This is a genomic window from Bradyrhizobium sp. SZCCHNRI3052 (assembly GCF_032484895.1).
Lineage (GTDB): Bacteria > Pseudomonadota > Alphaproteobacteria > Rhizobiales > Xanthobacteraceae > Bradyrhizobium.
Genome location: NZ_JAUETW010000015.1, coordinates 19,729 through 34,762 on the forward strand (window position 1 = coordinate 19,729; position 15,034 = coordinate 34,762).

Here is a 15,034-nt window from a genome sequence, read left to right on the forward strand (position 1 = left end):
TGGCGCGGGTTGGCCGGATCAGCGGAATTTAGTTCGTTTTCGTCACAGGCGATTGCCGCGAAATATACCCCGAACGCGGGCAAGGATGGAAAAATGGGCATATCGCCGCGATAAGAGCAAATCCGGTTGGCGTGCAAGTGTGGCGACGATAAGGATGTAAAACTCGGATCCATCAACGTTTTTTCATGTCATCCCTCGACGCCGTCAGCATTGCGATCCTCCTCGGTGCGGTCCTCGTGATGGCCGGCATCCTGTCGAGCCTGCTGGCGTTGCGCTTCGGCGCACCGCTGCTGCTGGTGTTCCTGGTGATCGGCATGCTGGCGGGCGATTCCGGCCCTGGTCATATCGAATTTCAGGACGTCCGTACCACCTATCTGGTGGGCTCCGTCGCGCTGGCGCTGATCCTGTTCGACGGCGGTCTGCGTACGCGCTTCCAGAGCATCCGCACCGTGCTGGCGCCCTCGATGGTGCTTGCGACCGTCGGCGTGCTGATGACCGCCTTCATCACCGCGCCCGTGGCGAAATATGCCCTCGACCTCGGCTGGACCGAGGCGATGCTGGTCGGCGCCGTCATCGCCTCGACGGATGCGGCGGCCGTGTTCCTGCTGGTCCACGCCCAGGGCCTGCGGCTGCGCCCGCGTGTCGGTGCCACGCTGGAGGCGGAGTCCGGCAGCAATGATCCGTTCGCGGTGTTCCTCACCCTGATGCTGGTCGAGCTGATCTCGGTCGGTCACGGGTCGTTCGGACATTTCGTGTTCGAGCTGATCCGCGAGGCGGTGCTCGGCACGCTGTTCGGCATCGTCGGCGGCCGCCTCGTCGTCATCGGCCTCAACAAGGTCGCGCTGCCGCAGGGCCTCCACGCGCCGTTCGTGACCACGGCCGCGCTGGTGATCTTCGGCATGGCGCAGATCGCCCACGGCTCCGGCTTCCTCGCGGTCTATCTCGCCGGCCTCATCGTCGGCAACCGGCCGACCCGCGCGCACAACTCTGTCGTCACCTTCCTCGACGCCGCGACGTGGCTCGCCCAGATCGTGATGTTCGTGCTGCTCGGGCTGCTGGTGTCGCCGCAGCGGCTGCTCGACAGCCTCCTGCCGGCGATTGCTGTTGCGCTGATGCTGATGCTGGTGGCGCGACCCGTTGCGGTGTTTGTCTGCCTCTATCCGTTCCGCTTCAACTGGCGGGAGAAGGCGTTCATCGCCTGGACCGGCCTGCGCGGCGCGGTCGCGATCTTCCTCGCCTCGATCCCGCTGCTGGTCGGCCTGTCCAGCGCCTATCTCTATTTCGACGTCGCGTTCGTGGTCGTGATCATCTCGCTGCTGGCGCAGGGCTGGACGCTCGGCGTGGCCGCGCGCAAGCTGCACGTGGCGCTGCCGCGCACGGATCGGGGCCCGCGCCGCATCGAGCTCGATCTGCCCGGCCAGCTCGAGCAGCAGCTGGTCGGCTATTCGATCCGCTCCAAGAGCCTGTACTTCCGCCGCGGCCTGATCCCGTCCTGGTCGAAGCCGACCCTGGTGATCCGTAACGAGCAGATTCTGTCGCCGCCCGAGGCCGAGCCGATCGCGCCGGGGGACTATCTCTATCTGCTGGCGCCGCCGGAAAAGGCCGAGTCGCTCGACCGCTTCTTCGTCGACATGCCGCCGTCGGCCGCGCCCGACCCGCATCTGCTCGGCGACTTCATGGTCTCGGCCGAGCATACGCTCGACGAGGTCGCCGGCATCTACGGCGTCAAGCTCGGCGAGGGCGAGGACAAGCTGACGCTCGCCGACTATTTCGACATCCATCTCGACAACGCGCCGAAGGAAGGCGCGACCGTGGCGCTCGACACCATCGTGCTGGTCGCCCGCTCGATCTCCGGCGGCCGCGTCAACGTGGTCGGACTGCGTCTGCCGGAGGACGAGGAGGATGTGCCGGTGCTGACGCGCAAGGAGCGGATGAAGCGCAAGCTGGCCAGTGTCTGGTCGTCGGTCGCAGGGGTGTGAGCGTCATTCTGCCGCCGGCAGGACGGCGATCGAGATCGCATTCTCCGGCGCGCCGCTGACCTGCAGCACGAAAGGCTTTGATCCCAGCTCGTACTTCATGGTCTTGCGAATGCCGTCGCAATCGGTGGCGCCGCTGAAGCCGGCCGGCTTGAGGATCTTGCCGTCCTGCACCACGTCGATCCAGGCCGCGGCCGACAGGCTGATGGTGTAGACGCCGGCCTTGGGCGCTCCGGCGATCCGCGTGAGGCCGGCGAAGCTGCCGTCCCTGGGCGCGCGCTCCGGCGGCATCGCCAGCTTGGCGTCAGCCGTCGGACGCAGCTCCAGCACAATCCCGGTCGCGGGAATAACGGCCATCTCGGCGCCAGATACGAGCTTCTCGCGGTCGGCTGCGGTCAGCGCGGCGTGCTCGCGCGCGATGTCCCATTTGAACTTGTCGCAGCCGCTCGGTTCGGCGGCAACCGCAGCCGAGTTCGCGGCCACCGTAACGAGGAAGGCGGTCGTGGCGGGACGGATCAGGATCATGACGGACTCGCGACTGTTACGCCGCGCAGCGGCGCGCGGCATCTTGATACCGCGATAACAGGAGGTGGAGGGACCGTCATCCCCTTCGATCGCCGCGCTGACGGCGCGAGCAATATCATCCTATGGCAATCGTCCCGCCGCTGCGACTCCCAATCACGGCAGCGTCGGCCGAATCAATTCTTGGCGTCCGGCGCATGCAGCACCGCTCGGCAGCCAGGCGGCAGTTGCGCCATCGTCAGCGGTTGCGGCGGCTTAGGGGGCTCTTTCGGCGGCAGCGGATGCAGCACCGCATCCGAGAACCAATAGTCGAGGTCGCCGCAGCCATCGCCGCCCTCCTGGTTGGTCTGGCCGTGGCAGTCCGGATTGCCCGGCGGGCACACCATGCGGATGTGGAAGTGATAGTCGTGGCCCCACCACGGCCGCACCTTGGTGAGCCAGCTACGGTCCCCCCTCGCGTCCCGGCACAGCGCCTTCTTGATCGCGGCGTTGACGAAGATGCGCTGCACCGACGGCTCCTGGGCCGCGGCGCGGATCACGGCGACGTGGCCCTTCGTGAACACCCGCGGATCGACATCGAGGCGATCAGGCCGAACCATCATGACCGCCGACATCTCCTCGCGCTCGTTGCGCGACAGCCTGTGGTCAGGCATCGGCGTCAGCCAGATGTCGGCGTCGAGCCCGATTTGATGGCTGGCATGGCCGGACAGCGCTGGTCCGCCGCGCGGCTGGCCGATGTCGCCGACCAGGATGCCGGGCCAGCCGGCATCCTTGTGCGCGCGGGTCGCCAGCCGCTTCAGCAGCGCGATCAGGTTGGGATGGCCGAAATTGCGGTTGCGCGACAGCCGCATCACCTGCCAGCCCTCGCCGTTGACCGGCATTCGCTCGGCTCCGGCGATGCAGCCGCGATTATAGGTGCCGATCACCCTGGTCGGTTGCGCCGACGGCAGGATCCTCCGGGCGAACAGCTCCTTGGCCGGCGTATTCGGATCGTCCGGATGCGCCAATGGCGGCAGGGCCTTTGGCTCGACGCTGCCCTTGTCCTGGGCATGGGCCGGGGCCGCCACGGCAATGACGGCCGAACTGATGATGGCGACCAGAATCAGGCGGACATGCATGGCGCCAGTGTAGCGTCTGCCGACCGGCCGAGTTGCCCAATTCTACGTCAACAGCGGGTCATTCGGGCCGTTTTAACCTGGCTCTAACCCTGCTGCCGGATTGGCGGAACCGGCTGAACACGGCTCAATTGCGTGAGTTCGTTCGGTAAATGAACAATAAGCGCAGGGCCATTGCACGGTATGCGGGTCTTTTCTGGCCCGTGGCAACCGACGTCACTTATCGCTGGTTGTACAGCAGCCCTTGGTTGATCCTCCGCGCAAGTCTCAACTCTCCAAATGCGCGAGTGCATCCACCTGTTCCCGTAACCAGTGGCTGTCGCGCCCTGCATCAAGATACCATTTTTTCAGAAACGTGGCCGAAAACTGCCGTTCGAGAAGGAGAGTGAGGCACGCGATGCGGCCCGTTCGGCCACCCACGGCAAAAAAGCGCAATCGCGTGCCAAGCGCCCGCGATGCAGTTCACCCGGTCAAGCCAAGCCCGAGATTGCGTTGGCACAATTTGCGCAAGCTCGCCCCCGTCGATGAGATCGGCGGCAAGTGCGCCGAAGCGGCGATGGCCGAGGCGAAGAAGGCGCATGATCGGCTCATCGAAGCGATCGACATTCTTCCCGAGGGGATCGTGTTCCTCGACGCCGACGGCCGCTACATTCTCTGGAACAAGAAATACGCCGAAATCTACAACCGCAGCTCGGACCTGTTCGAATCCGGCGCCCGGCTGCAGGACACGATCCGGATCGGCGTTGCCCGCGGCGACTATCCGGAAGCCGCGGGCCGCGAGGAGGAGTGGATCGCCGAGCGGCTCGAAAAGCTGTTCCATCCGAGCGGTCGCCACGAGCAGAAGCTGTCGGACGGCCGTACCATCCTGATCGAGGAGCGTCTGACCGGCGATGGCGGCATCGTTGGCCTGCGCGTCGACATCACCGAATTGAAGCAGCGCGAGGAGTCGTTCCGCCTGCTGTTCGACGGCAATCCGGTGCCGATGATCGTCTGCGCGACGGATGATGGGCGCGTGCTCGGCGTCAACGAAGCGGCGGCCCAGCATTACGGCTATAGCCGGGACGCCTTCGAGCGGCTCAGCATCCGCAGCCTGCAGGCCTATGATAGCGAGCCGCCCTGGGCAGGCGAGCAGTCCAGCGAGGAGCAGGCGGCGCGCACCTGGAAGCATGTCCGCGCCGACGGCGCCCTGATCGATCTCGCGATCTATTCGCGCCATCTCGTCCACAATGCCCAGCCCGCGGTGCTGCTGGCGCTGATGGACATCACCGAACGCAAGCGCGCCGAGGCGCGGCTCGCCTTCCTGGCCCAGCACGACGCACTGACCGGCCTGCCGAGCCGCAACCTGCTGCGCCAGAAGATCGATGACAAGCTCACCCAGATGCGGCGCGGCTCCGAGAAGATCGCCGTGCTGGTGCTCGGCCTCGATAATTTCAAGTCGATCAACGATACCCTCGGCCACGCGGTCGGCGACCGGCTGTTGCGCGGGGTCGGCAAGCGGCTACGCTCGGTCCTGCGTCAGGAGGACATCGTCGCGCGACTGAACTCCGACGAGTTCGCGGTGGTGCAGGGCGGGCAGGCGCGGCCGGAGGATGCGGCCCAGCTCTGCCGCCGGCTGCTGGAGGCGATCGCCGATCCCTATCTCATCGACGGCAGCTCGGTGACGATCGGCGCTACGATCGGCATCGCCATGGCGCCGAACGATGGCGACGACGCCGAGAAGCTGCTCAAGAATGCCGACATGGCGCTGTCGCGCGCGAAGAACGAGACGCGCGGCTCCTTCAGCTATTTCGAATCCGGCATGGATGCGCGGGCGCAGAGCCGGCGCAAGATCGAATCCGAGCTACGCGAGGCCATCCAGCGCGACGTGCTGCAGCCGCATTATCAGCCGCTGATCGACCTCTCGACCGGACGCATCACCGGTTTCGAGGCGCTGGCGCGCTGGCCGCATCCAGAGCGCGGCATGATCCCGCCGTCGGAGTTCATCCCGGTCGCCGAGGAGACCGGCCTGATCTCGGCGCTCGGCCGCGCGATGTTGCGGCACGCCTGCAACGACGCCGCGAAATGGCCGGACGACGTCCGTGTCGCCGTGAACATGTCGCCGCTGCAGTTCCGCGTCGGCAACGTGCTGTCGCTGGTGATGGACGTGCTGAAGCAGTCGGGCCTGCCGCCGAGCCGGCTCGAGCTCGAGATCACCGAGACGCTGGTGCTGGAGAAGAGCGGCCAGGTGCTGGCCACCCTGCATGCGCTGCGCGCGCTGGGCGTGCGCATCTCGATGGACGATTTCGGCACTGGCTATTCCAGCCTGAGCTATCTGCGCAGCTTTCCGTTCGACAAGATCAAGGTCGATCAGTCCTTCATCCGCGGTCTCGCGGCCAATCGCGAGGCGCAGGCGATCGTCCGCTCGATCGTCAGCCTGGGCAAGGGGCTCGGCGTCATCATCACGGCCGAAGGCGTCGAGACGGAGGCGGAGCTGCGCTGTCTGCGCGCCGAGGGCTGCCATGAAGGGCAGGGCTATCTGTTCAGCCGGCCCCGGCCCAATGTCGACATCGTCCGGCTCTTGCAGGCGCAGCGGGATGCCATGGACGGTACCTCACCCGGCAACGCGCTGGTGGCTTGAGCGAGCGACGTTGGCCGATGTTGGACGCGCCTCGAAGCGCCGCCGATAGGCCGCGGGCGACGTTCCGACGATGCGCCGGAAAGCGACGCGAAACGTTTCGAGCGACCGGTAGCCGCACTGCGCCGAGATGTCCGCCAGGGAGAGCGTCGCATTCTCCAGCAGCTCCCGCGCCCGCGTCATGCGCTCCTGCTGCAGCCAGGCCGCAGGGCTCGCGCCCGTGCTGTCCTGGAACGACCGCAGCAAGGTCCGCTCGCTCATCCCGGCGCGTTTTGCCATCGCGCTGACCGCAATCGGCTGCTCCAGTCGCCCCCGTGCCCAATCCATGACGGCGCCGATCGTCCGTCCCGGGCGGGCCTGGACCGGTGCGACGACGTATTGCGCCTGCCCGCCGTCCCGGTGCGGCGGCATCACCAGCCGCCGGGCAACGCTGTTCGCAACCTTGCTGCCGAAATCGCGCCGGACCAGATGCAGGCAGGCGTCGATGCCCGCAGCGCTGCCGGCCGAGGTGATGACATTGCCCTCGTCGACATAGAGCGTGTCCTCTTCGACGCGAATATTCGGATAGAGCCGCTTCAGGTCGGGAATGTGCCGCCAATGCGTGGTGGCGCGCCTGCCGTCGAGCAGGCCAGCGGCGGCCAGAACGAACACGCCGGAGCAGATCGACAAGCACCGCGCGCCGCGCGCGGCCGCCTGCGCGATGGCGCGCAGCAGGCGCTCGGGCGGCCGCTCGGTGCGATCGCGCCATCCTGGAACGATGATCGTGCTGGCTTGCTTCAGGCGTGACAGGGGCGCGCCGGCCTCGACCACGATGCCGCCGGTCGCGCGGGCACGCCGCGCTTCGGCAGAGACCACCGTGAACCGGTACCAAGGGAAGTCGAACTCCGGCCGCGGCAGCCCGAAGACTTCGACCGCGATGCCGAACTCGAACGTGCACAGCCCGTCATAGGTGATGACGGCGACCAATCCCGGATTCGGGTGTGGAGCATGGGTTGCGGCGCGGGGCATTGGCGGAAACTTACCGAACTTTGTCCGATCCGTCACTTGGGTCGCCCCGGGTAGCGCGCGAGATTGGAGGAGCTCACGCAACGTCGCAGGAGAGAGACGATGACGACCCATGTCACCGAGGTGCCCGCAGCCCCGTCAGCCCAGGCGCTCGCCCATTTCGAGGCGATGCTCTCATTCGAGACCGATTGCTGGGACGTGCACGAGAGTCTGCATGCAGCAGCTCCGGACTTCATCCTGGTGGATGTCAGGGGCCCGGCCTCGTTTGCCAAGGGGCACATCACCGGCGCCATCAACATCCCGCACCGGACCATGACCGCGGAGCGGATGGCCGAGTACGCGAAGGACAGGCTGTTCGTGGTCTACTGCGCCGGCCCGCACTGCAACGGCGCCAACCGCGCCGCGATCCGGCTTGCGCGGCTGGGACGGCCCGTGAAGATGATGATCGGCGGCATCACCGGCTGGCTCGACGAGGGCTTTGCACTCACGACCGGCGATTGAAGCGGGGGCCCGGCTGTTACCTCATCACCAGCGTCGTTCCCGCGAACGCGGGGACGACGACGATTTTGGAGCTCGCCGCGTTGGAAGGCTGCGAGCCAAGAGGGCGGGATGGCGAAAGTCGCCTGCTACGCCGCCTTGCGCAGGCCGGCGAGGAAGGTGTCGACGCTCTTGAACAGGTCGTTCGCACGCTTGCCGAGGTCGCGCGTGGCGACCATGACGTGGTCGGCGAGCTCGCGTGACTGCTCGGCGGCGTCACTGGCGCCGACGACGTTCTGCGATACCTCGTTGGTCCCGGACGCCGCCTGCTGGACGCTGCGCGCGATCTCGCGCGTCGCCGAGTCTTGCTGCTCGACGGCGGCGGCGATGGTCGCGGCAATGCCACTGATCTCCTGGATCGTTGTGCTGATGCCGCCGATGGCGGTCACGCAGTCGGACGTCGCGGCCTGGATCGAGGTGACCTGGCCGGCGATCTCCTCCGTCGCCTTGGCGGTCTGTCCGGCCAGCTCCTTGACCTCGGCTGCCACGACCGCGAAGCCGCGGCCCGCCTCGCCGGCACGCGCCGCCTCGATGGTCGCGTTGAGCGCCAGCAGGTTGGTCTGGCTCGCGATCGCGTCGATCAGGCGCAACACATCGCCGATCCTCTCGGCGGCTGCGGCGAGGCTGCCGACCATCTCGGTGGTCTGGCGCGCCTTGACGACCGCGGCATCGGCCACCTTGCTGGAATGCGCGACCTGGCGACCGATCTCGGTCACCGAGGAGGCGAGCTCCTCGGAGGCCGCAGCGACGGTCGACACGCCGCTCGAGGCTTCCTCGGACGCGGCAGCGGCGGCCGCTGCGCGCTGCGAGGTGCCGTTGACGCTGACCGTGATCTCGTGGACGACGCGCTCCATGTCCGCCGTGGCCTTGGCAACCGAGGACACCACGCCCTTGACGTCGGCCTCGAACCGGTCGGCCATCTGCCGCTGCAGCGCCTGCTTCTCCTGCTCGGCGCGGTGTTGCGTCGCCTCCTGCGCCTCGCGCAGGCTGGCCGTCTCGATCATGTTGCGGCGGAACACGTCGACCGCCTGCGCCATCGTGCCGAGCTCGTCCTTGCGCTGGCCGCCGGGGATCGCGACCTCGGTGTCGCCGCTCGACAGCCGGTGCATGACGGCGGTGATGGCGACCAGGGGGCGCGAGATGCCGCGGGCGACGAACAGCGCGACGATGACGGCGAGCAGCAGGATTACGACCGTGCCGATGATCAGCTGCTGCTGCGCGCTGGCGGCGGCGGCCTCATAGGCGGTTGTGTCCTTGATCAGCTCCAGCACGGCGATCGGGTCGCCGGCGTAGTTCCTGATCTGCCCGGCATAGACCGCGGCGGGCTTGCCGGCCAGGGTGGCATCGCGCAGCAGCGCCGTGCCCTTGAACACCGCGAGCACCTCGTCCGGGGTGGCGACGGTCTCGTCGCCGAACGTCGAGGACAGCCGCTTCGGCTGGCCGTCGTTGATCCAGTAGACGGCGAGATCGATGCCGAAGCGCTGCTTGGCGCGCTCGACGAATTCCTTGCCGAAGGCGGCGCCGACGTCGACGGTCGCGATCACCTTGCCGTCGCGCACGATCGGGGTCATGCCGAAGATGCCGAGCGACAGCCGGCTCTGCTCGACGCCGGCGATCAGGCGGCCGGTCTGGTTGGCCTGCACCACGGTGATGCGGCGCTTCGAGGTGTCGTCGCCGAACACCTTGGGCTCATGCACGCGATAGAAATTGGTGGCCGGCGGCGCCCATACGTTCACCAGCGGAATGCCCTGCGCCTTCAGCGACGTCATGGCGCCGCCGAGCAGGGCGCCAAGCGCGTCGCGGTCGCCCTTGAGGTAGGCGTCGGCGATCGGGGGCAGCGCCGCCAGGGTGGAGCTGACCGCCAGCGCGGCGCGGCCTTCATAGTCGATGCCGGCCGACACGCTGTCGAACTGCAGCTTGAGTTGCTGCTCCAGCGCCAGTCGGGTCAGAGCGCGCTGCTGGATGACGGAGAAGGTGCCGAGCACGGCACAGGCGATGGCGACGGTCAGCGAGAGCGCGATGATCAGGCGGGCGGAGATCGACCGGAGGCGGGACATTCGGGGCATTCCTTGCTTTGCAGCAAGGGTCTCAGGATACCATTAACGAACAGATACCGTAGTTGCACGGGAGCGCTGGTTCCGCTTTGGAATCCGGATTTTCTTCAGCCTATCGTGCTGATGAAACCAGAGAGGGGGGCGGGCCCGCGCCTCAGCTATCCACCTTGAGGGCGGCGATGAAGGCTTCCTGCGGGATGTCGACCTTGCCGAATTGCCGCATCTTCTTCTTGCCTTCCTTCTGCTTCTCCAGAAGCTTGCGCTTGCGGGTGATGTCGCCGCCGTAGCACTTCGCGGTGACGTCCTTGCGCAGCGCGCGCACGGTCTCGCGCGCGATCACCTTGCCGCCGATCGCCGCCTGGATCGGGATCTGGAACATGTGCGGCGGAATCAGGTCCTTCATCTTCTCGACCATGGCGCGTCCCCGGCCTTCGGCGCGGGTCCGGTGCACCAGCATCGACAGCGCATCGACCGGCTCGTTGTTGACGAGGATCTGCATCTTGACGAGATCGGCCGGCTTGTAGTCGGTCAAATGATAGTCGAACGAGGCGTAGCCCTTGGAGACCGATTTCAGCCGGTCGTAGAAGTCGAACACCACCTCGTTGAGCGGCAGGTCGTATTTGACCATCGCGCGGCTGCCGACGTAAGTCAGCTCCTTCTGATTGCCGCGGCGGTCCTGGCAGAGCTTGAGCACGCTGCCGAGATATTCGTCCGGCGTCAGGATCGTCGCCTCGATCCAGGGCTCCTGGATCTCGGCGATCTTGACCACGTCGGGCATGTCGACCGGGTTGTGGATCTCGATCTCCTCGCCGTCGGTCAGCTTCATCTTGTAGATGACGCTCGGCGCGGTCGCGATCAGGTTGAGATCGAACTCGCGGGAGAGACGCTCCTGGATGATTTCCAGATGCAAGAGGCCGAGGAAGCCGCAGCGGAAGCCGAAGCCGAGCGCGGCGGACGTCTCCATCTCGAACGAGAAGCTGGCGTCGTTGAGCCTGAGCTTGCCCATCGCCGCGCGAAGAGTCTCGAAATCGTCGGCGTCGACCGGGAACAGGCCGCAGAACACGACAGGGATCGCCGGCTTGAAGCCCGGCAGCATCTCGGAGACCGGCTTGCGGTCGTCGGTGATGGTGTCGCCGACGCGGGTGTCGGCCACCTCCTTGATCGCGGCGGTGATGAAGCCGATCTCGCCGGGCCCGAGCTCGTCGACCTGCGTCATCTTCGGCGTGAAGAAGCCGACGCGCTCGACGTCATAGGCGGCCCCGGTGCCCATCATCCGGACGCGCTGGCCCTTCTTCATCACGCCGTCCACGATGCGCACCAGCACGACGACGCCGAGATAGACGTCGTACCAGCTGTCGACCAGCAGCGCCTTCAGGGTCGCCTCGCGGTCGCCCTTGGGCGGCGGCAGGCGGGTGACGATCGCCTCCAGCACGTCGGGAATGCCGAGGCCGGTCTTGGCCGAGATCATCACCGCGTCGGAGGCGTCGATGCCGATCACGTCCTCGATCTGCTGCTTGATCTTCTCGGGCTCGGCCGCCGGCAGGTCGATCTTGTTGAGGACCGGGACGATCTCGTGATTGTTGTCGAGCGCCTGGTAGACGTTGGCGAGCGTCTGCGCCTCGACGCCCTGGCTGGCGTCGACCACCAGCAGCGAGCCTTCGCAGGCAGCCAGCGACCGGGAGACTTCGTAGGCGAAGTCGACGTGGCCGGGCGTGTCCATCAGGTTGAAGATGTAATCCTTGCCGTCCTTGGCATGGTAACGCAGGCGCACGGTCTGCGCCTTGATGGTGATGCCGCGCTCGCGCTCGATGTCCATCGAATCGAGCACCTGCTCCTTGCCCGCCATCTCGCGGTCCGACAGCCCGCCCGTCATCTGGATCAGGCGGTCGGCCAAAGTGGACTTTCCATGGTCGATATGGGCGACGATGGAGAAGTTGCGGATGTTGGGAATGGGGGCGGTCGTCATGGGTCGCGCAGATAGCACCCCAAGCCCCTCACCAGCAACCATATTGCTGAATTTCCAGGGGCTTTCTTCACGGCAAGCTGATTCCCCGCGCCGCCAAAACAGGCTACCGAGGGCGGATGTCGAGTACCTCTCTTCCGCCTCTCGCGGCGCGCATGCGCGGCCGTCTCGGACCGCGGCGAATCTCCGCCTGGCTGGTGGCGCGCGCCACGGCGCCGGCAACGTCGATCTGGGTCGTCGTCACCTTCGCGATCGTCCATGCCGTGCTGTGGACGGCGATCCTGACCAATCTGAAGGCGGCGCAGGACGTCCATATGGACGTCGCCGAGGCCTATGCCTGGGGCAGCCGCTTCCTGCTCGGCTACGGCAAGCATCCGCCGCTGTCGGGCTGGATCGCGGGGCTGTGGTTCGCGGTGTTTCCGGTCAAGGACTGGGCGACCTATGCGCTGGCGATGGCCGTGAACGGCAGCGGCCTCGTCATCGTCTGGCTCGCGAGCCTCAAGGTGGTCGACCGCCGCCGCGCCTTCTTCGTCGTGGTGATGGTCGCGCTGTGCCCGATCTTCAATTTCAAGGGCTTCAAGTACAACGCCGACCTGGTCCAGCTGCTGACCCTGCCGCTGCTGGTGCTGGCCTATCTCAACGCGTTCGAAAAGCGCAGCGCCGCCTGCGGCCTGTGGCTCGGCCTCGCCGGCGCGGCGGCGCTGATGACCAAATACTGGGTGCTGACCATGATCGGCGCCATCGGCCTTGCGGCGCTGCTGCACCCGGAACGGTTGCGCTTCCTGGCGTCGCCCGCGCCGTGGGTCGCGATCGTCACCATGCTGGTGGCGATGATCCCGCATCTGGTGTGGCTGTGGCGGGTCGATTTCGTCGCCATCACCTATGCCGGGGATGTCTATACGCTGTCGGATCGCGGCCGCGCCGCCGAGCTCGTGCTCGGCTATGTCGGCCACAATCTGGCGCTGCTGGCTTTGCCGGTGGCGCTGGCGGCGCTGGTGATGGCCTGGCCGCCGCGATTCGCCTTCCGCAACTGGCGCGGCGGTCCCAATCCTGGCGTGAATGTAAGCCAGGCGATCAATGTTTGGCTGGTGCAGGCGATCGTTGCCGTCGGGCCGCCGCTCGGCGGCCTCGCCTTCACGATCTACATGAAGACCGATTGGGGCATCTCGCTGTTCTTCCTGGTGCCGCTGGCGCTGGTCGCAATTCCCGCGCTGCGGCTGCGATCGGTCATGCTGCCGCGGCTCGCCGCCGTCTGGCTCGTCCTGTCGCTGCTCACGCTGATCGCCTCGCCCTGGATTGCCCGGCGCGAGATGGCCGCCAATCCGAACGGCGCCACCGGCTATGGCGCCCGTTCGGAGCTGGCGCGGGAGCTGACCAAGGCCTGGCATGCCCGATTCGGCTCGCCCTGGCCGCTGGTGGCCGGCTTTGCCGAGATGAACACGCCGATGACCTTCTACAGCCCGGACCACCCAAGGCCGTTCACGGTGCCCACCACGCCCGAGGAGACCTGGAGTTCCGGCCTGAGCGCGCTGGAGGACCTCAAGCGCGAGGGGTTCATCGGCATCTGCGACACCACCGACAACCGGATCGCGGCCTGCGAGGCCTGGATGGCCAAGGAGGCCCCGAAAGCCGAGCCGCTGGTCATGACCACGCAGCGCTTCTTCCACGGCCAGGCGGGCCCTGCAATCGTTTGGAAGGTGTATATTCAGGCATCGGGGGGATAGCTCCGCGGTCGTCCCGGCCAAGCGCTCCTGCGCGCGAGGCCTCCCGATCACCGGAGCAGGGAATCGAGCTGGCGGATCAGCTCTCCGACCCGGCCTCCTCCGGGCGGCGGACCAGGATAACGCCTGAGGACGTCCACGACCTCTCGAGAAGCAAGGAGCCGTGATCGCGCGAGGTAGTCAGCGCCGACGGCGGGAACGTCTCCGGCCGAGATTTCGAAAGCTCGCGCCGCGTGGCCGGCAGCTCCGAGGATGTGCTTGACCTGGGAAGGGTTCGCGAGGGGATGAAGGAAGCCCGCGCCCGCCGCGGCGAGGGCAGCGCGAGCGGCCTCATAGGCCGCGCGCAACCCTTCATCGCGGGCTTCGATTGCCGCCCGCTGCGCCGCCCACGCGCTATCCCGTTGGGATTTGCTCCGACTCCCGCCGCTCGCAAAGCTTCGGGCGGCCTGTATTGCGGCTCGTGCACGAAGATCATCCGGTCGGTCGCGTTCGAAGATCGCCAGCGCCGGATGTGCAGAGAGGGCCGCGTATTCAGCCACGGCTCGCAGGTCTGTCTCGCTCAGCCGAATAGTGCTACTGGACATGCCATCCTCACCGTGTCGCGATGCGAGGATAGGCGCAAATCGGGTAGAATGCCCCATTGCGGCATGGCGAAACGCGTTTCGGGAGGCCCTTACACGCCTTCTTCGTGGAACTTGTCGTTCACCAGGTCGGTGATCGCCTGCAGCGCGGCCTCCGCCTCGGGCCCGGTGGCGGAGACCAGGATCTTGGTTCCCGGCGCCGCCGCCAGCATCATCAGGCCCATGATCGAGCGGCCGCCGACGGTCTCGCCGCCGCGCGTCACCCAGACCTCGGCCTGGAACTTCTCGACCATCTGCACGAATTTCGCCGAGGCCCGCGCATGCAGGCCGCGCTTGTTGGTGATCAGCAGCTCCCGCGAGATGGCTCCGGCAGGGACAGCCGGGCCGGCGACGTTGTCCTGCTGAGCATCCTCGTCGCTCATTTGCCGGCGAGCACGCGGCTGGCGATGGTGACGTATTTGCGTCCCGCCTCCTGCGCCATCGCGATGGCGTCGGGCAGCGAGCGCTCCTCGCGCACCTTGGCGAGCTTCACCAGCATGGGCAGGTTGATGCCCGCGAGCACCTCGACCTTGGGCCGGCTCATGCAGGAGATGGCGAGGTTCGACGGCGTGCCGCCGAACATGTCGGTGAGAATGGCGACACCGTCCCCGGTGTCGACGCGGTTCACGGCTTCGATGATGTCGCTGCGACAGAGATCGGAATCATCGTCGGCGCCAATCGTGACCGCTTCGATTTGTTTTTGAGGACCCATGACGTGTTCCAGCGCCGCCCTGAACTCGTCGGCGAGGCGCCCATGGGTCACCAGTACCAGGCCAATCATCGGATACTCCTCGCGGGCGCCTTGGGTGCACCGCACGAACGCGCCACTTTGACCATCCGGAGCCCTCGCGCAAGAGGGCATATTCGCGAGTCTCCCGGATTCTGGCATACAGAATGGGAGGGGGCG

General features: G+C 66.8%; 12 protein-coding genes. 4 read left to right on the plus strand and 8 right to left on the minus strand.

Annotated features, from left to right (window positions below; all coding sequences use genetic code 11):
• Nucleotides 1-185: 185 nt before the first annotated feature.
• Nucleotides 186-1,979, plus strand: coding sequence for a potassium/proton antiporter (locus QW887_RS29660; RefSeq protein ID WP_315715312.1), 1,794 nt, complete (start codon nt 186-188; stop codon nt 1,977-1,979).
• 3 nt (nt 1,980-1,982) lie between these two features.
• Here QW887_RS29660 and QW887_RS29665 read toward each other — a convergent pair whose 3' ends face one another.
• Together QW887_RS29665 and mepA are read right to left on the minus strand one after the other, a co-directional pair.
• The gene (locus QW887_RS29665; protein WP_315715313.1) at nt 1,983-2,501 is read right to left on the minus strand and encodes a hypothetical protein; all 519 of its coding nucleotides are present in this window, start codon (nt 2,499-2,501) and stop codon (nt 1,983-1,985) included.
• Nucleotides 2,502-2,674: 173 nt separating this feature from the next.
• Nucleotides 2,675-3,616 carry a penicillin-insensitive murein endopeptidase gene (mepA, locus tag QW887_RS29670; protein WP_315715314.1) on the minus strand — a complete coding sequence of 314 codons (942 nt, stop codon included), beginning with the start codon at nt 3,614-3,616 and terminating at the stop codon, nt 2,675-2,677.
• Nucleotides 3,617-4,010: 394 nt separating this feature from the next.
• Here mepA and QW887_RS29675 point away from each other — a divergent pair, with 394 nt between their 5' ends.
• The gene (locus tag QW887_RS29675; RefSeq protein WP_316195663.1) at nt 4,011-6,230 is read left to right on the plus strand and encodes a putative bifunctional diguanylate cyclase/phosphodiesterase; all 2,220 of its coding nucleotides are present in this window, start codon (nt 4,011-4,013) and stop codon (nt 6,228-6,230) included.
• On the opposite strand, the gene ftrA is transcribed toward QW887_RS29675, so the two are convergent.
• Nucleotides 6,204-7,235 carry a transcriptional regulator FtrA gene (gene ftrA / locus QW887_RS29680; protein WP_316174516.1) on the minus strand — a complete coding sequence of 344 codons (1,032 nt, stop codon included), beginning with the start codon at nt 7,233-7,235 and terminating at the stop codon, nt 6,204-6,206. The genes QW887_RS29675 and ftrA overlap by 27 nt on opposite strands.
• A gap of 99 nt (nt 7,236-7,334) precedes the next feature.
• On the opposite strand from ftrA, the gene QW887_RS29685 reads away from it, so the two are divergent.
• Nucleotides 7,335-7,733: a rhodanese-like domain-containing protein gene (locus QW887_RS29685; protein ID WP_316195665.1), complete on the plus strand. Its 399-nt coding sequence runs from the start codon at nt 7,335-7,337 to the stop codon at nt 7,731-7,733.
• A gap of 125 nt (nt 7,734-7,858) precedes the next feature.
• Here the strand turns inward: QW887_RS29685 and QW887_RS29690 are convergent, their stop codons facing one another.
• Nucleotides 7,859-9,826, minus strand: a complete 1,968-nt coding sequence (locus QW887_RS29690) for a methyl-accepting chemotaxis protein (RefSeq protein WP_315752234.1) — start codon at nt 9,824-9,826, stop codon at nt 7,859-7,861.
• A gap of 151 nt (nt 9,827-9,977) precedes the next feature.
• The gene (gene lepA / locus QW887_RS29695; protein ID WP_315715319.1) at nt 9,978-11,789 is read right to left on the minus strand and encodes a translation elongation factor 4; all 1,812 of its coding nucleotides are present in this window, start codon (nt 11,787-11,789) and stop codon (nt 9,978-9,980) included.
• A gap of 116 nt (nt 11,790-11,905) precedes the next feature.
• Here lepA and QW887_RS29700 point away from each other — a divergent pair, with 116 nt between their 5' ends.
• The gene (locus QW887_RS29700; protein WP_316195667.1) at nt 11,906-13,510 is read left to right on the plus strand and encodes a glycosyltransferase family 39 protein; all 1,605 of its coding nucleotides are present in this window, start codon (nt 11,906-11,908) and stop codon (nt 13,508-13,510) included.
• 47 nt (nt 13,511-13,557) lie between these two features.
• Here the strand turns inward: QW887_RS29700 and QW887_RS34970 are convergent, their stop codons facing one another.
• From QW887_RS34970 to QW887_RS29710, 3 genes are read right to left on the minus strand one after another with little or no spacing between them, the layout of a single operon-like run.
• On the minus strand, nt 13,558-14,148 hold the full coding sequence (locus QW887_RS34970) for a putative immunity protein (RefSeq protein ID WP_410052630.1): 591 nt from the start codon (nt 14,146-14,148) through the stop codon (nt 13,558-13,560).
• 32 nt (nt 14,149-14,180) lie between these two features.
• On the minus strand, nt 14,181-14,510 hold the full coding sequence (locus QW887_RS29705; protein ID WP_315715321.1) for an HPr family phosphocarrier protein: 330 nt from the start codon (nt 14,508-14,510) through the stop codon (nt 14,181-14,183).
• Nucleotides 14,507-14,908, minus strand: coding sequence for a PTS sugar transporter subunit IIA (locus QW887_RS29710; RefSeq protein WP_006611446.1), 402 nt, complete (start codon nt 14,906-14,908; stop codon nt 14,507-14,509). Before QW887_RS29710 ends, QW887_RS29705 begins: the two co-directional genes overlap by 4 nt.
• Between the last annotated feature and the right edge of the window lie 126 nt (nt 14,909-15,034).